Source organism: Paraglaciecola sp. MB-3u-78 (genome assembly GCF_002835935.1).
In the GTDB taxonomy this organism is placed as follows: Bacteria; Pseudomonadota; Gammaproteobacteria; order Enterobacterales; family Alteromonadaceae; genus Paraglaciecola.
Genome location: NZ_PJCF01000013.1, coordinates 62132 through 81107, shown reverse-complemented (window position 1 = coordinate 81107; position 18976 = coordinate 62132). Strand labels below are relative to the sequence as shown.

At 42.0% G+C, this 18976-nt stretch carries 16 protein-coding genes; 14 read left to right on the top strand and 2 right to left on the bottom strand.

Annotated features, from left to right (window positions below; translation table 11 throughout):
* Window positions 1-21 precede the first annotated feature (21 nt).
* The 4 genes from CXF95_RS24230 (at window position 22) to CXF95_RS24215 (ending at window position 6562) form a co-directional block, all read left to right on the top strand.
* A complete protein-coding gene (locus CXF95_RS24230) occupies window positions 22-450 on the top strand; it encodes a hypothetical protein (protein ID WP_232788031.1) in 429 nt (142 codons plus the stop codon).
* Window positions 451-556: 106 nt separating this feature from the next.
* Complete coding sequence (locus CXF95_RS24225) at window positions 557-1909, top strand: TolC family protein (RefSeq protein ID WP_232788015.1); 1353 nt, start codon at window positions 557-559, stop codon at window positions 1907-1909.
* Window positions 1906-3450: an efflux RND transporter periplasmic adaptor subunit gene (locus CXF95_RS24220; protein ID WP_101201083.1), complete on the top strand. Its 1545-nt coding sequence runs from the start codon at window positions 1906-1908 to the stop codon at window positions 3448-3450. The genes CXF95_RS24225 and CXF95_RS24220 overlap by 4 nt, the downstream gene beginning before the upstream one ends.
* Complete coding sequence (locus CXF95_RS24215; protein ID WP_101201082.1) at window positions 3443-6562, top strand: efflux RND transporter permease subunit; 3120 nt, start codon at window positions 3443-3445, stop codon at window positions 6560-6562. The genes CXF95_RS24220 and CXF95_RS24215 overlap by 8 nt, the downstream gene beginning before the upstream one ends.
* Before the next feature lie 469 nt (window positions 6563-7031).
* On the opposite strand, the gene suhB is transcribed toward CXF95_RS24215, so the two are convergent.
* Window positions 7032-7805, bottom strand: coding sequence for an inositol-1-monophosphatase (suhB, locus tag CXF95_RS24210; RefSeq protein ID WP_101201081.1), 774 nt, complete (start codon window positions 7803-7805; stop codon window positions 7032-7034).
* A gap of 265 nt (window positions 7806-8070) precedes the next feature.
* Between suhB and trmJ the strand changes: the two genes are divergently transcribed.
* From trmJ to CXF95_RS24160, 10 genes are all read left to right on the top strand, one after another.
* Window positions 8071-8811: a tRNA (cytosine(32)/uridine(32)-2'-O)-methyltransferase TrmJ gene (trmJ, locus tag CXF95_RS24205; RefSeq protein ID WP_101201080.1), complete on the top strand. Its 741-nt coding sequence runs from the start codon at window positions 8071-8073 to the stop codon at window positions 8809-8811.
* A 28-nt stretch (window positions 8812-8839) separates the two neighbouring features.
* Complete coding sequence (cysE, locus tag CXF95_RS24200; RefSeq protein ID WP_101201079.1) at window positions 8840-9649, top strand: serine O-acetyltransferase; 810 nt, start codon at window positions 8840-8842, stop codon at window positions 9647-9649.
* Between the two features lie 88 nt (window positions 9650-9737).
* Window positions 9738-10226, top strand: coding sequence for a Fe-S cluster assembly transcriptional regulator IscR (gene iscR / locus CXF95_RS24195; protein WP_101201078.1), 489 nt, complete (start codon window positions 9738-9740; stop codon window positions 10224-10226).
* A gap of 12 nt (window positions 10227-10238) precedes the next feature.
* Window positions 10239-11462 carry an IscS subfamily cysteine desulfurase gene (locus CXF95_RS24190; RefSeq protein WP_101201077.1) on the top strand — a complete coding sequence of 408 codons (1224 nt, stop codon included), beginning with the start codon at window positions 10239-10241 and terminating at the stop codon, window positions 11460-11462.
* Between the two features lie 151 nt (window positions 11463-11613).
* Window positions 11614-12000 (top strand): Fe-S cluster assembly scaffold IscU, encoded by a 387-nt coding sequence (iscU, locus tag CXF95_RS24185; RefSeq protein ID WP_101201076.1) that lies wholly within the window; start codon window positions 11614-11616, stop codon window positions 11998-12000.
* A gap of 27 nt (window positions 12001-12027) precedes the next feature.
* The gene (gene iscA / locus CXF95_RS24180; RefSeq protein ID WP_101201075.1) at window positions 12028-12351 is read left to right on the top strand and encodes an iron-sulfur cluster assembly protein IscA; all 324 of its coding nucleotides are present in this window, start codon (window positions 12028-12030) and stop codon (window positions 12349-12351) included.
* A 58-nt stretch (window positions 12352-12409) separates the two neighbouring features.
* On the top strand, window positions 12410-12937 hold the full coding sequence (gene hscB / locus CXF95_RS24175) for a co-chaperone HscB (RefSeq protein WP_101201074.1): 528 nt from the start codon (window positions 12410-12412) through the stop codon (window positions 12935-12937).
* Between the two features lie 37 nt (window positions 12938-12974).
* The gene (gene hscA / locus CXF95_RS24170; protein ID WP_101201073.1) at window positions 12975-14837 is read left to right on the top strand and encodes a Fe-S protein assembly chaperone HscA; all 1863 of its coding nucleotides are present in this window, start codon (window positions 12975-12977) and stop codon (window positions 14835-14837) included.
* A gap of 35 nt (window positions 14838-14872) precedes the next feature.
* Window positions 14873-15211 carry an ISC system 2Fe-2S type ferredoxin gene (gene fdx, locus CXF95_RS24165; protein ID WP_101201072.1) on the top strand — a complete coding sequence of 113 codons (339 nt, stop codon included), beginning with the start codon at window positions 14873-14875 and terminating at the stop codon, window positions 15209-15211.
* A gap of 162 nt (window positions 15212-15373) precedes the next feature.
* Window positions 15374-15664, top strand: coding sequence for a YebG family protein (locus CXF95_RS24160; RefSeq protein WP_101201071.1), 291 nt, complete (start codon window positions 15374-15376; stop codon window positions 15662-15664).
* Window positions 15665-16314: 650 nt separating this feature from the next.
* Here CXF95_RS24160 and glnD read toward each other — a convergent pair.
* Entirely contained in the window at window positions 16315-18930 is a 2616-nt protein-coding gene (glnD, locus tag CXF95_RS24155; protein WP_101201070.1) for a [protein-PII] uridylyltransferase, read from the bottom strand.
* Window positions 18931-18976 lie beyond the last annotated feature (46 nt).

Below are 18976 nucleotides of genomic sequence, written 5' to 3'. Positions count from 1 at the left end.
ACAAGGGATAAAAGACAGTTGATGACAAATAAGGTGATGACATGGGGTTTGATTATGGCGCTGTTAATCGGTCAGTCATACGCCTATGCGGTTGTACCTTGTGAGTCAAATGCACATGCCAGTAGTCAGCATATTGATGATATGGGCCCCATGAATCAGAGTCTGCTTGAGTCTGAAATGCCTAATCATATGCAACACAATATGAAGCAAGATACCCAGCAAAATACTCTACAACAAGATATGGCTATGGATTGCTGCGATCAAGAATGTAGTTGTTTCACAGGAACCTGTGCTTCTGTAACACTCTCTCATTTTATGACTGCCACGGCTTTAAGTGTAGTGGCAGACTCTTCAGATTTTTACTTGTTTTCAATACAAGACGCATTCCTGCCGTCTTTACGTAAACCCCCCCATTATTCGCTAACACAGGACAGATCCGTTTTTAAATAGACAATTGCGGCTCTTTTTCTTTAGCTGGCGTTTTCGCCGAATTCCCCCTTGATTTTAATACCCTAGTATTCTTGCGTTTGGTAAAACTAGGCAACATGGACTACCCATGCAACACACTAATAAGTTCCATTTTTCGCCCTCATCGTTAGCCTTGTTTGTGATGCTGATGAGTACTTTTCCCTTTAGCGTATTTGCGGTTATAACCATGCAAGACGCCGTAAAAATAGCTATTGCGCATGATCCTTGGTTAACGGGTAACCAACTTCAAGAACAAGCGCTTCGCGCTGCGAGTGAAGGGGTGAATAATCTGCCTGATCCTATGTTAACAATGGGACTACTAAATTTACCTTCAGATGGTTTTGCATTTAACCAAGAGGCAATGACGCAATTTAAGGTAGGGATCGCTCAAACCTTCCCCCGTGGCGATAGTTTGGCTATCAAGCAACAGCAACTGAGTTATCAGGCTGACCAACATCCGTATCAGCGAGAAGATCGCAAAGCCAAAATACAGGTGACGGTGTCACAACTTTGGTTAAACGCAATTAAAGCTGACCAAACCATCCGCTTAATTGAGCGTGACCGTGTGCTCTTTGAGCAATTGGTAGATATCGTAAAAGCGAGTTATTCCTCAGCCCAAGGCAATACCCGTCAACAAGATGTAATAAGCGCACAACTTGAGTTGGCTAGATTAGATGACAGATTAACCGCTGTTAATAGTCAGCGAGATATGGCCCTGACAAACTTGTCTGAATGGCTTTCTCCTGCTGCTCAGCTGGCAGTATACGAAACCTTTGCAGCAAACACTTCTATTCCCACATCCCCTGAACTGCCAGATGCGTTTACAGTGCTTTTACAACGAGCAGACAATATGGGGTTGTTGCAGGTATTAACACAGCATCCAGCCTTACTTGCTATCGAACAATCAGCTAAAGCTGGCGACACAGCGGTAAACTTGGCGCAACAAAAATACAAACCGCAGTGGGGAGTGAATGCCAGTTATGCCTACCGAGATGACGACCAGCTTGGCCAAAGCCGTGCGGATTTTTTCTCTATTGGTATTACCGTGGATGTACCTTTATTTGGATATGCACAACAAGACAGTGAAGTGGCGGCATCTCGCCTTACGGCCCAAGCCATAGAGACCGATAAACGTTTATTGCAGCAACGCATGCTGGCTCAGATGTTAAGCCTGTATCAACAGAAAACCCGCTTTGGGCAACGTGAAGCAGGCTTTTTAACCGCAATACTGCCACAAACTCAAGAGCAAGCAGATGCGTCATTGTCAGCCTATACCACTGATGATGGGGATTTTTCAGAGGTGATGCGTGCTCGAATTTCCCAGCTCAGTGCACACATCGATTTGATCGATATTCAAATCGAAAAGTTCAAAATACGCATCCAGCTTTGGTATTTCTTGGAAGGTCACACAAGTTCATATAATACAGGAGAATATCGATGAAAACGCTATATGCCATCATCGTTGGTGGAGTGGGCGGGGCAATATTAACCGCGACTATTTACTCACAATTTGTATCCACAGAAATGGATATGACTCACGCGACCGCTACCGAGTCTGCTCCCCTTTATTGGGTCGCCCCTATGGATCCTAATTTTCGCCGTGATGAACCTGGGAAGTCACCTATGGGTATGGACTTAGTGCCTGTTTTTGCAGACTCCACAAAAGAGGAAGACCCTGGTGTCGTGCGGATTTCGCCAAGTGTGGTCAATAATTTAGGTGTGAGAACGGCAAAGGTTAAGCTGGCTGTACTTCAGGAGTCTATAAAGACGGTAGGTTACGTGCAATATAATGAAAATAACCTGTTGCATGTACACCCTCGTGTTGAGGGATGGATTGAAAAACTTTACATCAAAGCATCGGGTGAACAGGTGAGTAAGGGCGAGCCTCTGTATGCTTTGTATTCACCTGAACTCGTGAATGCACAGGAGGAATACCTATTAGCCAAAAAGCGTAATAACCAAGAGTTAACCTTAGCGGCAGAAAGTCGCTTATTAGCATTGCAAATGCCTGAACAAAGCATGAGAGAACTTAAAACGAGTCAAGTTGTACAACAAACTATTGTGTTTAACGCTCCGCAATCTGGGGTGATAGACAACCTAGCCATCAGGGAAGGATTTTTCGTAAAACCTGGCACTACTTTGATGTCTATCGGTGCATTGGATGATGTGTGGGTAAAAGCTGAGGTGTTTGAACGCCAAGCAGCCCAGGTCAAAATAGGTCAGTTGGTCACTATGACTCTTGGTTTTGTTCCCGGGAAAACATGGCAAGGGCAAGTTGATTATGTTTATCCCACAGTCGATGCTAAAACACGCACACTGAGGGTCAGGTTACGTTTTGACAATGTTGATATGTTGCTTAAACCTAACATGTTTGCTCAGGTCATCATTCATAACGACTCACAAGAGCAAACCTTATTAGTCCCTAAAGAGGCGGTTATTCGCACCGGCACCCAAGATAGAGTGGTGTTAGTTGTAGGTAAAGGTCAGTACAAATCTGTAGAGGTGAATTTGGGACAAGTCACCAGCAAGTTGGCGCAAATATTGGACGGTGTGGAAGTGGGTGAGCAAGTGGTGACTTCAGCTCAGTTTTTGCTGGACTCGGAAAGCAGTATCCATTCTGATTTTATGCGTATGTCTTTGTCACCAGCAGATATTGGTCAAAAAAATAAAGGTCAAGAAAATAAAGCAGATGACGTTCAAGTTAACACCTCAGATGAAAACGTAGACTCAGCCGATGTTGAAGGCGTCATTAACCAAATCAATTTTCAGACCCGGGTGGCTAATATTAGTCGTGGTCCTATCGAAAAGTGGGGACGTGATCCTGAGACCATGGATTTTGTTTTTGCTGATAGGTTGTCTCTCAACAAATTGCAGCAAGGGGACAAAATACACTTCACTTTTGAAATTCAAAACGGTGATTTTTTGATTACTGATTATGGGTTAACTATTCAGGAAAATGGGCAGGAGCTTAACCATGATTGAACGGATCATCCATTGGTCAATCAACAATCGTTTTTTTGTTTTGCTGGCTACTTTTATTGTTATTGGGTTAGGACTGTTTGCCATACGTAATACCCCAGTCGATGCCTTACCTGATCTGTCCGATGTACAAGTTATCATTAAGACCAGTTACCCTGGGCAGTCTCCACAGGTTATCGAAGATCAAGTGACTTACCCTTTGACCACTGCCATGTTGTCTGTACCGGGGGCAAAAACCGTCCGTGGTTTTTCATTTTTTGGTGATTCTTTTGTCTACATTATATTTGATGATAAAACCGACCTCTACTGGGCGCGCAGCAGAGTGATGGAATATTTGTCACAAGTTGCTCCACGTCTACCTGCAGCAGCAAAGCCGCAACTAGGCCCTGATGCAACGGGTGTGGGCTGGATTTATTTATATGCGCTGGTAGACCGCACCGGCAAACATGATCTTAGTCAGTTACGCTCTATTCAAGATTGGTTTCTCAAGTTTGAGTTGCAAACTGTGTCTGGTGTATCCGAGGTGGCTTCGATTGGGGGGATGGTCAAGCAGTATCAAATTATAGTCGACCCAGACAAGTTGCGTGCATATGGCATACCTTTAAGTCTTATTCAACTAGCCGTTAAACAGGGCAATCAGGAAGTGGGTGCCTCTGTGATTGAAATGGCAGAAGCTGAATATATGGTCAGTGCTTCTGGATATATTCAATCTATTGAAGATTTAGCCCTTATTCCATTGGGTATCAATGATAAAGGCACCCCTTTGTTACTAAGAGACGTGGCTGATATTCGTCTTGGCCCACAAATGCGCAGAGGCATTGCAGAGCTTAATGGCGAGGGTGAAGTGGCTGGCGGGGTGGTGGTGATGCGCTTTGGTGAAAATGCGCAAAAAACCATTTCCGGAGTGAAACAAAAATTAGCTACGTTAAAAGATAGTTTACCTGAGGGAGTTGAAATAGTGACGGTGTACGACCGTTCAGATTTAATTACGCGGGCCGTGGATAATTTATGGTCGAAACTAGGCGAAGAACTGCTTATTGTTGCTTTGGTGTGTGCCGCGTTTTTATTTCATATTCGTTCATCCATTGTGGCGGTAATCAGTTTACCTATAGGTATTCTGGTGTCATTTATCATCATGTATTGGCAAGGTGTTAATGCCAATATTATGTCTTTAGGAGGCATTGCCATAGCTATAGGTGCCATGACTGATGGCGCTATAGTGATGATTGAAAACATGCATAAACACATGGAAAAAACACCACTAACCAATGAAAACCGTTGGCAAATAGTCGCAAAGTCGGCATCAGAAGTAGGGCCTGCTTTGTTTTTTAGCTTATTAATTATCACAGTGAGCTTTCTACCTGTGTTTATTTTAGAGGCGCAAGAAGGCAGAATGTTTGCTCCACTTGCCTATACCAAAACGTACGCAATGGCGGCCTCAGCTGGCTTGGCCATTACCTTAGTGCCCGTGCTGATGGGGTATTTCATTCGCGGTAAAATTGTGAGTGAAAAGAAGAACCCACTAAACAGACTATTAGTGGCCATGTATTTACCTGTTTTACGTTTAGTGTTACATCACCCCAAGAGTACTGTGCTAGTCACTTTGTTGATTGCAGTGGTAGGTTTTTATCCTATTAACAAACTGGGCAGTGAATTTATCCCTCCCTTGGATGAAGGTGATTTAATGTATATGCCAACTACTTATGCAGGTTTATCAATAGGTAAGGCACGAGAACTGTTGCAACAAACCGATAAATTGATCGCCACCGTTCCAGAAGTTAAAAGTGTATTTGGGAAAATAGGCCGCGCCGAGACTGCCACCGATCCAGCACCACTGACTATGATTGAAACCTTTATTCAGCTTAAACCGCAAGACGAATGGCGTGTTGGCATGACAACCGAAAAGCTGCGGGCAGAGCTCGATAAACTGGTGCAGATCCCAGGATTGACGAATGCGTGGGTGATGCCGATAAAAACCCGTATCGACATGCTCGCAACAGGTATTAAAACCCCAGTGGGTATTAAAGTGGCAGGCAGTGATTTGGTTGTTATTCAACGTATCGGTCAAGATATAGAGGAAATCCTTTCACAGATGTCGGGTACCGCTTCGGTGTATTCAGAACGGGTTGCCGCTGGGCGTTATATTAAAGTCGATATCCAGCGTGAAAAGGCATCTCGTTACGGCCTAAATATTTCAGATGTGCAACAAGTGATATCCACTGCGATTGGAGGCATGAATGTGTCCGAGTCGGTTGAAGGTTTGGAGCGTTACCCCATTAACTTACGTTATCCACAAAGTTATCGAGATTCACCAGAGCAACTTGCTTTGTTGCCTATAGTCACGGCAACTGGACAACGTATTGCCTTGGCTGACGTTGCAAAAATTTACGTAGAAGATGGCCCCGCGGGGATAAAAAGTGAGAATGCGCGAATAAATGGCTGGACCTACATTGATATTAAAGACATTGATGTTGGCAGCTACGTCCAAAATGCAAAGTTGTTGTTATCTCAAGAGTTAGACTTGCCAACGGGTTACAGCCTAAATTGGGCAGGGCAATATGAATATATGCAGCGGGCTAAAGAGAAGCTTGCCTACGTATTACCCTTAACGCTGGCGATTATCATTATTTTGCTGTATGTCAACTTTCGCAACTTTGTTGAGGTCGCCATTATAATAGGCACTTTACCTTTAGCTCTAATTGGTGGTGTTTGGTTGTTATATTTGGAAGGTTTTAACCTGTCTGTGGCATCTGGCGTTGGTTTTATCGCACTGGCCGGTGTGGCAGCAGAGATAGGCGTGATTATGTTGGTCTATCTCAATCAGTCGTATCAAGAATTGATACAAACCCATCAAAATAATAACACTCAGCCTAGTTTAGAAGACTTGGTTGAAACAGTGATGCAAGGAGCTGGGCTTAGAGTAAGGCCAGTGATGATGACAGTTGCCACCATTATGCTAGGTTTATTGCCGGTTTTGTACGGCTCAGGTACAGGTTCAGAAGTGATGAGTCGTATTGCTGCGCCAATGGTAGGAGGCATGGCCAGCGCTCTAGTGCTGTCGTTAATTATTGTGCCTGTTGTTTATTTGTTATGGCGCAAACAATCTATTAAATGAAAAGCAAAAAGTTTATTAACCATTGAGAGAAAAGAGCGTTGGGTGCCGACCGCTAAGCTTCACAGAGAAAAGCAAAAAAGAACGACTTGATTCAAGTAGTTTAAAGCGATTTTTTCTTTTGTGAATGTTGTTAGCGCTCTGTGTTCTCGGTGGTGCAAAATAATTTGGCATTAAATGTTGAAAAGACGAAAGTTAAAGATATTTTGCACCACCGAGGAAGATGAGGCTTCGCTGCACAGAGAAAAACAAAAACTATCTTTAGATCCAAGTCGTTTGACCATTAAGCGTTTATATCAGAGTTAAAGGTGAGGTTCACCGAGCGGATAAAAACACTACTTGCTAAAACTATTTTAAAGCCATGTTTAATCTTTGGCTTTTTTATATGTTTAGACAAAAGGCGGGAAGGTGAAATGGGGGAGGGCAAACAAAAAAGGCGAGCTGCTGCTCGCCTTAAAAATTCATGAAGTTTTTACTTCAAGTGTTTCACTAAACACTGCACAACCTTAGGGCTACCAGCAACAATATCGCCTTTATGCATGGGGTCGTTACCACCAGAAAAGTCTGTTACCAACCCTCCAGATTCACGTACCATTAATTCACCGGCTGCTATGTCCCAAGGTTTGAGACCACTCTCCCAATAACCATCATAACGGCCAGCTGCGACGTATGCCAAATCTAGTGCTGCTGAACCGCTGCGACGTATATCGCCTGCTTGCATAAATATTTTATTAAAACCTTCTAAATACTGAGGCAAACTGGTTTTATTTTTAAAAGGAAAAGAAGTGGCTAGGATAGTTTGACTTAATTCTTTGGCCTTACTGGCACGAATACGAAAGCCATTGAGCTGAGCACCTGCGCCTCTGCTTGCTGTGAATAATTCGCCACGTATAGGATCAAATATTACGCCTTGGTCTAAGCGACCTTTGTGTATGAGGGCAATAGATACGGCAAAATGAGGGATGCCTTTGATAAAATTGGTGGTGCCATCTAACGGATCAATAACCCATTTAAAATCGTTGTCACCTTCCACTACGCCACCTTCTTCACCCACAAAACTATGTTCAGGGTAAGATAGCTTGATTTTATGGATTATGGCCTGTTCGGCTTCTTTATCGATACGAGTGACGTAATCGTTGTCACCTTTTGCTTCAGTTTGCAAGTCGGTCTGATTATCAAACCCATTAGCAATGATATTACCCGCAGCACGCGCAGCACGGATCGCTATATTCAGCATAGGATGCATAGTTAACCACCAATTTTAAAAGAACATTAAATAAAGAACATTAAATTAATAGTTCAGCAAATAATTAATAGCGTTTGCTGAACAAAAAATCGCCGCGTAGTATATCAAGATATGCCAATTTAGCAATTAGAAAATTTTTTGACGATTTGTCTTACTAGGTAATCCATTTCATATTTATGCTAAAACGTCATTTTGAGGTGGTTTAGCATAAATATGTTATTATTCGCGCCCAAAATTGAGCAGCTAAACAAAAGATACCCTCATCATGTTAGAAAATATTCGCATAGTGTTAGTTAATACCTCCCACACAGGCAACATTGGCTCGGCTGCAAGGGCAATGAAAACCATGGGGTTGAGTCAATTGGTGTTGGTTGCTCCTATCACTGCACCAGATGGTAAATCCAGTGCGTTAGCAGCAGGCGCGGGTGACGTATTAGCGAATGCAAGAACGGTAGATACCCTGGCCGAAGCTGTGGCTGATTGTGGTTTAGTCATTGGCACTAGCGCTCGTTCTCGCACTTTATCTTGGCCAATGTTAGAGCCAAGAGGATGCGGTGAAAAGATGATAAATGAAGTATCTAAGTATCCTGTCGCTTTGGTGTTTGGTCGTGAAAATAATGGATTAAGTAATGATGAATTACAACAATGTCATTTTCATGTATGTATTCCAGCAAATCCTGAATATAGCTCTTTAAACCTAGCCGCTGCAGTTCAAACGTTGTGTTATGAAGTGCGAATGGCTTACTTAAATTTATCTCGTGGCCAATACCCAGAAAATCACCCTGAAGACACAGAATACCCATTGGCGGAGGATCTTGAAGGTTTTTATAGTCATTTGGAACAAACCCTTATCAAAACGAATTTCATCATTGCCAAACATCCCGGTATGGTAATGGCTAAATTACGCCGCTTATATAATCGTGCTCGCCCCGAGTCGCAAGAATTGAATATATTGCGTGGTATTTTGGGCTCGGTAGACAAGAGCATTAAGAATCGAGATCAGTAAACTAAGCAACCTCAGTTCGGGATAAGCAATGTTCAGTAGAATAAAAGAAGATATACAAAGTGTTTTTCATCGTGACCCTGCGGCACGTAATTCCTTCGAGATACTGACTAATTATCCGGGTTTGCACGCTATTTGGATCCACCGTCTTAGTCATAAATTATGGAAAGCCAACTGGAAATGGTTGGCGCGTTCTATTTCAACTTTTTCTCGTTGGTTAACAGGAGTTGAAATTCACCCAGGAGCAACATTGGGGCGCCGCTTTTTTATAGACCATGGCATGGGGGTCGTTATAGGTGAGACCGCAGAAATTGGGGACGATGTGACTTTGTATCATGGTGTCACACTTGGCGGAACAAGGTGGAATGCTGGTAAGCGACATCCTACTTTAGAAGATAACGTAGTAGTAGGAGCAGGTGCGAAAGTACTTGGGCCAATCACTATGCACAAAGGTGCAAAGGTGGGATCTAATTCGGTGGTGGTGCGTGATGTGCCTGAGAATGCAACCGTTATTGGTATTCCAGGGCGCGTGGTAGTGCAGCAGAATCAGCCAGAAGCGCCGTCTAATGGTGAGCGTGAAAAAATAGCCAAAAAATATGGTTTTGATGCTTATGCGGTAGCAACAGATAATCCTGATCCCATCGCTCATGCTATCGGTGTGATGGTGGATCATGTTCATATTGTTGATAAAAAAGTGGAAGAAATGTGTCAAGCCATCAATAAGATGGGCGGTGATGTCTGTGGTAAATCATTACCCACTTTAGACTTAGAAGACTTCTCTGATAACGAGCATGTAGAAGATATTAAAAAGGTCAGTGATGCCTTTGATCCACATATATAATACTTGACTAAAATTTGGGGTTAAATACTTGACTAAAATAGTCAGGTATGTAAAAATTTAAATCTAGTTTGGTATTGGATTCATTACTATGAAATTGACTTCTAAAGGTCGTTACGCAGTGACAGCTATGTTAGATGTGTCATTACACTCGAAACGTGGACCCGTGTCTTTAGCCGATATATCCGAGCGCCAAGAAATTTCTTTGTCCTATCTTGAACAACTTTTCTCCCGTTTACGTAGAGAGAAGTTAGTAGACAGTGTGCGTGGTCCAGGTGGTGGTTATAAACTTGGACGTACAGCTGATGAGATCTCTATAGGTGAAGTTATCCGCGCGGTAAACGAATCGGTAGACGCGACTAAGTGTCAAGGTCAAGGCGGCTGCCAAGGCGGGGAAAGATGCCTAACCCATAATTTATGGGAAGGCTTAAGTGACAGAATTAGTGTGTTTCTGGACGGTATTACTTTAGGTGAACTCATGCAACAGCATGATGTGAAGCAAGTAGCGGAAAGACAAGACAAAAATAAACATCATAATCAAATAGCAGCAAATGAAATTTCTATTAGTTTGCAGCTTTAAGCGGAGTAAAAAATGAGCGAATTAAAGCTTCCGATCTATCTGGATTATTCTTCAACTACCCCAGTAGATCCTCGTGTTGCAGCCAAAATGGCAGACTGCTTAACCACAGATGGTGTATTCGGTAACCCCGCATCTCGTTCCCATAAATTTGGTTGGGTAGCAGAAGAAGCAGTCGATGTTGCTCGTAATCAAATTGCAGATTTGGTCAATGCTGACCCAAGAGAAATTGTATTTACTTCAGGTGCGACTGAATCCAATAACCTAGCCATTAAAGGCGCTGCTAATTTTTATGGTAAAAAAGGTAAACACCTTATTACCCTTAAAACTGAGCATAAAGCCGTACTAGACACTATGCGTCAGTTAGAGCGTGAAGATTTTGAAGTGACTTATCTTGATCCCGAGCCAAATGGCTTGGTAGAAATGGATAAATTGGTTGCTGCCATTCGCCCTGATACTATTTTGATCAGCATTATGCATGTCAATAATGAAATCGGCGTTATTCAAGATATCGCAGCCATTGGTGAAATGTGTCGTGAACGCAAAATTTTATTCCATGTGGATGCAGCTCAAAGCACAGGTAAAGTGCCAATCGATTTACAAACTACTAAGGTAGATTTGATGTCGTTTTCTGCACACAAAACCTATGGCCCTAAAGGTATAGGCGCTTTGTTTGTGCGTCGTAAACCACGTATTCGCCTAGAGGCTCAAATGCACGGTGGCGGTCATGAACGTGGTATGCGATCTGGCACTATGGCAACTCATCAAATAGTAGGTATGGGCGAAGCTTTCCACATTGCCAAATTAGAAATGGGCGCTGAAAACGAACGTCTGTTGATGTTACGTAACAAATTATGGAACGGCATCAAAGATATGGAAGCCGTATACTTAAACGGTGATATGGAAAGTCGTATCGCAGGTAATCTTAACGTCAGTTTTGCTTATGTTGAAGGTGAATCATTGATTATGGCCTTGAAAGATATGGCTGTGTCTTCTGGCTCAGCTTGTACCTCTGCGAGCCTTGAGCCTTCGTATGTTCTTCGGGCATTGGGCTTGAACGACGAGCTAGCTCATAGTTCGATTCGTTTCACCATGGGCCGATTCACTACAGAAACTGAAATTGATTATGTGATTGGTGTGATCCGTAACGCCATAGATAAATTACGTGACATGTCGCCACTTTGGGATATGTACAAAGAAGGCATAGATTTAAGCAAGGTAGTGTGGGCCCATCACTAAAGGACTTACCTAGAGTCGTTAAGCAATAGTAGTCTTGAACTAATAAGTAGTCTTGAACTAACGAAGAGTCTTAAACGAATAAAGTAGCGAAATTAATATTCATGTGGTGCAGCACAGAATGCTTCATCACATAACCAAAAGGTAAAATATCATGGCTTATAGCGAAAAAGTAATCGACCACTACGAAAACCCACGCAACGTCGGTGGTTTTGACAAGAATGATCCATCAATTGCAACAGGTATGGTCGGCGCACCTGCTTGTGGTGATGTGATGAAGTTGCAACTTAAGATTGATAAAAATGGCATTATTGAAGACGCAAAGTTCAAAACTTATGGCTGTGGTTCGGCCATCGCTTCAAGTTCATTAGTCACTGAATGGGTGAAAGGTAAGTCTATAGACGAAGCTTCTACTATCAGTAATATGGATATTGCTGAAGAGTTGGCCTTACCACCAGTCAAAATTCATTGCTCTATTTTGGCTGAAGATGCCATTAAAGCCGCAGTTGCAGATTATAAAAGTCGCCAAGTCGAAGTTTAAACTAAGTTAATTAAGTAGGAGTAGCCAGTGGCCATAACTGTATCCGATACCGCAGCATTACGTGCTAAAACGTTTCTCGAAAATAGGGGATCCGGTTTAGGGCTGCGTCTTGGTGTCAAAACCACTGGCTGTTCAGGTTTAGCTTATGTGCTTGAGTTTGTTGATGGTGTTAATCCTGACGATAAACTATTCGAAGATAATGGTGTGAAAATTATTATTGATGGTAAAAGTTTGGCGTACTTAGATGGTACACATCTGGATTTTGCCAGAGAAGGCTTAAACGAAGGTTTTCAATTCACTAATCCCAATGCAAGTGGCGAATGTGGTTGTGGCGAAAGCTTTAATGTTTAATGTTATCTTTGTTAAACTCTGCCGCACGTAAAACACATCAAGCCTAATTAGTAGCCAGATGAATTATTTTGAACTCTTTAATATCCCCGTGTCTTTCGATGTGGATTTGTCTGTTTTGCCACAAACCTATCAGCAATTACAGCGCTTAACTCACCCAGATAAATTTGCCAGCGGTAGCGAGCAAGAGAAGTTGTTGGCAATTCAAAAGAATGCGCAAGTAAATGACGCATATTCAATACTTAAATCACCCTTATCTAGAGCGGAATACTTATTGAGTTTGCGGGGTATCGATTTAAAACATGAACAACAAACCATAAAAGACACCGCTTTTTTGATGCAACAAATGGAATGGCGTGAAGAGTTAGCTGAAATAGCTGAACGAACCGATCCTTTGGATGTATTGTCATCACTGGAAGATGAAATTAATCAATCGATTAAAAGTGATTTAACTAAGTTAAGAAACTTTCTCGAAAGTGATCACGAAATGGCTGAACAAAATGCGGCCAATATTATTCGCCAACTTAAATTTTCATATAAAATGTTGTCTGAAATTGAGCTAAAAGAAGATGTGTTAAGTGATTTTTAACTTTATTCATTGCAACCTAAAAGAAACGAATTAGACCATGGCATTTTTGCAAATATCTGAACCCGGTCAAAGCGCCGCCCCTCATCAACGTAAATTAGCGGTTGGTATCGATTTAGGTACCACAAACTCATTAGTGGCATCTGTGCGTAGTGGTGAAGCACTCACGTTACCTGATGCCCAAGGTAGACATTTATTACCGTCAGTAGTCAGATATTTAGCCGACTCAGAAGTGATTGGACAAGAAGCCAAACAACTGGCAAGTATTGATCCATCTAACACTATTGTGTCAGTTAAACGTTTTTTAGGTCGCTCTGTGCAAGACATCAAAGCCGCTTATCCAAATTTGCCTTACCTATTTACAGATTCTCTATCGCCAGTGATGACTGTTGCTTCGGGCGAGGTGAACCCTGTTCAGGTATCAGCAAAAATATTAAACGAGCTTAAAAAGCGTGCAGAATCAACCTTAGGTGATGAATTGCAAGGTGCAGTCGTCACCGTTCCTGCTTATTTTGATGATGCCCAGCGTCAAGGCACCAAAGATGCCGCGGCACTTGCCGGTTTGAAGGTTTTACGTTTACTCAACGAACCCACAGCTGCAGCTGTCGCTTATGGTTTGGATTCTCGTCAAGAAGGCATTATAGCCGTTTATGATTTAGGCGGTGGCACCTTTGATATTTCTATTTTGCATTTAAGCAAAGGTGTATTTGAAGTGCTTTCTACCGGTGGAAACTCTGCACTGGGTGGAGATGATTTTGATGCCTTGTTAGTGGAATTTATTCGTCAGCAAAGTCAATTAACGGGTACCTTATCTAAAAGCTTACATCGTATTTTGCTAGACAAAGCGAAAGAGGCCAAAGAAGAATTAAGTCATGGATCTGTGGTTACTGTTCAGTTTGAAGATGACACAGGTAAACACCAATCAGTGATGATCAATCTAGACAAATTTCAACAACTTATTGCCCCCTTGGTTAAGGATACATTACGAGCTTGTCGCAGAGCTTTAAAAGACGCCAAGCTAGAAAAGCAACAAGTGATTGAAGTAGTGATGGTAGGTGGCTCAACCCGGGTGCCTTTAGTTTGTCAACAAGTTGGCGACTTTTTCGAGCGGACCCCACTGACTTCTATCGATCCTGATAAAGTGGTGGCTATCGGTGCCGCTATCCAAGCCGATATTTTGGTTGGCAATAAGCCTGATAGCGACATGCTGTTATTAGATGTTTTGCCTTTATCTTTGGGTATAGAAACCATGGGCGGTTTGACTGAAAAAGTGATTCAACGCAACACCACTATCCCCGTTGCTAAAGCGCAAGAGTTTACTACTTTCAAAGACGGGCAAACTGCCATGATGGTACATGTGGTTCAAGGGGAACGTGAGTTGGTAAAGGATTGTCGATCTCTTGCAAAATTCACATTACGAGGCATTCCCCCCATGGTTGCGGGAGCTGCTCATATTCGGGTGACATTTCAAGTTGATGCCGACGGATTGTTAAATGTGAGTGCTATGGAAAAATCCACAGGAGTGCAGGCCGAAATTCAAGTTAAGCCTTCATATGGGTTAGAAGACAGTGAAATTGCCACTATGCTAAAAGCATCTATGGATAATGCCCAAGAAGATATGCAAGCTCGTATGCTTAAAGAACAACAAGTTGAAGCCGCAAGAGTGCATGAAAACTTGCAAGGGGCATTAGCTGCTGACGGCCTAAACTTACTTAAGACATCAGAAATACAAGCCATTGAAGCGGGACTCGCAAGACTTAACGAGTTAGCGAAGGGCACAGACAAAGACGTCATTAAAGCCGCTATCGAACAACTCGATAAGTTGAGCGAAACCTTTGCGCAGAAACGCATGGATCAATCGATTAAAAGCGCTTTCTCTGGCCAGTCCGTTGACAGAATTTAAAATAAATAACTTTACTGAATATTAGGAATCTAACTATGCCACAAGTAATTTTTTTACCTCACGATGAGTTGTGCCCAGATGGCGCTGTTTTAGAAGGTGAAAAAGGCACCTCAGTGTTAAATCTTGCTTTGAAAAACGGCATTGGTATTGAACACGCCTGCGAAAAAGTCTGTGCTTGCACCACTTGTCATATCATCGTACGTGAAGGCTTTAACTCCTTAAATGAAGGTGATGAACTAGAAGAAGATATGTTAGATAAAGCATGGGGGTTGGAACCCGATTCTAGACTTGGTTGCCAAGCTATTATTCAAGACGAAGATTTAGTGGTAGAAATCCCTAAATACACTGTCAACATGGTGAGTGAAGCGCAATAGCCTAGAATAGCCTCTAAGTTTTATGAAGAGAACCAGCTATGTGCTGGTTTTTTATTGCCTGCAAGCTAAACTGATTTGCATATCGACTCCAAAAGTAACTGTTCATACATACAGTTATTGTGTTAGCCTTGTACAATCAAGTTAAACAAAAGAGAGCAAATTATGGCCGTAATCACACGTTATGTAGTTGAACACAAAGGGGTGGAGAAGTTTGTGAGCGCAGATAAAAAAGAAGCCGATCAATACGACAAAATGCTCGATGTAGCGGATAACCTAAGTGAATATATTGAAGGCAAAGGCTTTAAAATTGAAGCCAAGGTATTAGAAGAGTTATCTATTATGTTGTCTAAAAATAAAGACTCTCTCGGTAAGTTATTAAAAGGGATTACAGCAGATACTCTTTTAGCTGAAGAAAAAGCAGATGTGGTGACGTTGGATAAGAAAAAAGCTTAAGTCAGTTGATGCTTTTGTAAAAGTGTTGCGTTACCGAGCCTATTTACCGTTTCAAATAGCTTTTTGTTAAAAGCGAAAAAACAGACTTCGCGCTAAATGCCTCAGGACTCAGTATCCGTGAGGGCTTGTAGCGCGAAGGTAACATCTAAAATGTAAACTTCTGCTAAACCCTCAAGGCTAGGTGTCAATATCTAGATAATGGCAAACACACTTAAAGTCACAGTGGGTATTTCCCTCAGCGAGTTAGCCAATCGGGCAGTGGATAAAATCTACTGAAGGACAGCTCAGAGCGATAGCTTGTAAATCCTCATCATCCGCTATCTGCTATTTGTAATCGTTAAGTAAGTGGTTCACCAACGCCAGGTTTTGGCACATTAGAGCCAGACAGTTCTAGCTCCGCAACCCACTATACCTGCTTTTCCTCTGTGCTCTGTGTGTCCTCTGAGGTGCAATATTTTAGCTTTTAACTACTCTCGCTAAAGATAGAGTAATTCCGGTTTAAAAGGCTACCGCTATGACTATAGTTGGCACAAAGTACCCATTACCTAGATAGTCCTGACCGTCTGCTGTTATTGTATCTAACCCTGAAGATTAGCTCTTTGAGTAGCAGGTGATGGTCATGCTTCAAGTAAACAGACCATCCCAAAATGCTAATCTAAGGCTTCACACAGTCGTTTCTTTAACTGCACCTGTTCAGCTTGCGTCAGCGGTTGGTCAAACTCGTTACTGACAATAAATAAATCCTCTGCACGCTCCCCAATAGTGGATATTTTTGCTTGGTGTAATTTGAAATTAAGAGCAATAAATTGTTCACTAATATTAGCCAATAATCCTGGTGCATCTAGGGCTTCAAGCTCAACCAAAGTGACATTGGTTTGGCTGGGGTAAAATCTAATTTTGGTTTTTACATCCAATTGTTTCATTTGACGAGACATTTTGCGTCTATTGATGTGTTTTTCGCCGGGTTTATTTAACTGCGTTTCTACCGCATCTCGTAAACTATCTAAACGTGATTCAGAGGTGATCCTATCGCCGTTATGTTCAAAAATTGTAAAACTATCAAACATAAAACCATCTTGAGTACGCATGATTTGTGCATCGTGGATGGAGCAGTTTCGGCTATCTAGAACAGAGGCTATTTGCGCAAACATCATGGGCCTGTCTTTGCCATATACAATCAGTTCAGCACCCGCTTTCGATGTATCAGCACTAGTGCCAACCATTAAAAAGTCATCGGTCATAGGGTGCGCGGCTAAGATGAGGTTGGCATGCCATGCGATTTGTGCTGGTTTGAAACGAGTAAAATAGTCATCACTCAGGCGTTGCCAAAACTGTAATATTTGGGTCTCGTTCATACCGTTATCAAGCATCGAGGCCATAGCTTTGGTTTGATGTTCACTAATTCTGTCTTGCAAGGCCACTTTGCACTCTAAACCATTGTCTAGGGCTTTTTGTGTGAGTAAATATAATTCTCTTAAGAGTGTCGCTTTCCAATCGTTCCATAGATTGTCATTAGTTGCCCGAATATCTGCGAGGGTTAATACATATAAGTGGTTTAAATTGTTGTGGGTACGCACCGCTTGTGCAAACTCGTTGATCACCGTTGGGTCGTAGATATCTCGCCTTTGAGCGATAACAGACATTAACAGATGACTTTCTACTAACCACCTAATCAGTTCTGTATCTTTAGCATTGATACCATGACGATGACAAAACTCTTCTACGTCCACTGCACCCAGTTTAGAGTGGTCACCATTACGGCCCTTGCCAATATCGTGATAAATAGCAGCAATGTATAACAGCTCTGGTTTATCAAGGTTTTTAACAATATTTCCACAACGGGGGAATTCTTTATTGTCGGGTTGTGAATAATGATAAATGTTTTTTACCAATCGATGAGTATGTTCGTCGACAGTGTAGGCATGGAATAAATCAAATTGCATCATGCCTACTATGTGATCCCACTGTGGGATATAAGCCTGTAAAATGCCATGTTTATGCATAATATCCCAGCCTAACGCGAAGAAGTTAGGATGTTTGGCTAATTGTAAAAATAATTCACGACATTCGACTCGTTCTACATAATATTGCTTACGAAATTTACGTCTTGCCAAACGTAATTGCCGCAGGCAATTTGAGTGTAGATCTTTTATTTGAGGGGTATCGGCAATCAGTAGTAAAAATTGTAAAATGGCTTCCGGAGATGCAAACACGTTTTCTTTAGTCGGGGCAATATAACCATCGAGTAGTTCAAAATCTGTATTAATTTCAATATGTTGTTTTACATTTAAGTTCAGTACGTCTTGACTAAAACGTTGCATTAACATTTTGTTCAGTTCACTAATGCGCCTAACAGTTCTGAAAAAGGATTTCATCATGCGTTCTACTGATGCTTTGCCTTCGTCACCATAACCTAGGCGTGTGGCTACATCAGTTTGATAGTCGAACAATAAGCGGTTTTCGCTGCGACCAGCCACAATGTGTAAAGCAAACCTAATTCGCCAAAGGTTTTCTCGACATTCTATTAATTCATCAAATTCTTGCTGATTAAAATAACCATGTGCTACCAAATCTTTGCCGTCTACGGCGTTAAAATGTTTCTTTGCAACCCACCCAATAGATTGAATGTCTCTTAAACAGCCTGGGCTTTCTTTGACGTTAGGCTCTAAGTTATATGACGTGTCTTTGAATTTTCTATGACGTTGTTTTTGTTCTTGATATTTTGCCAAGAAAAAATCTTTACTGCTCCAATATCCCCGTGAACTGAGTTTTTCTTGTAAGCCTTCAAAGGTTGCCTGACAGCCACTTAAAATACGTGCTTCGACTAAGTTTGTGGCTATAGTGACGTCTTGTTTAGCCAGTTGAAACGTTTCTTTGATGGTGCGCACGGATTGCCCAACATCTAATCCAATATCCCATAAAAGTGTAATGAACTGGCTTATACGCTCTTGCTGTTTTGTAGATAATGATTTTTTGCTTAGCACCAGTAAATCGATATCCGAGTGAGGTTGTAGTTGTCCTCTTCCATATCCACCTACTGCAACTAACGTTAAATGTTGCTCATGATGCAAGTCCATTAATTGCCAGATATGCCTTAGCAATGCATCCACTAATGTGGCCCTGCCTAACACCAGTCCTGTTACTTCTCCTGTACCTAATTCACTATCTAGCCATTCGTAACTATTTGCGACTATGGTTTTGTAAGCAGCAATATTATCTGTGCTGTTGATCAGTTTTATTTGGCTAAGTAGGCTTTGTAGAGACAATGTGAATACCTTTAAATGAGTGACGGCCTGATTTATTGGCACAAAT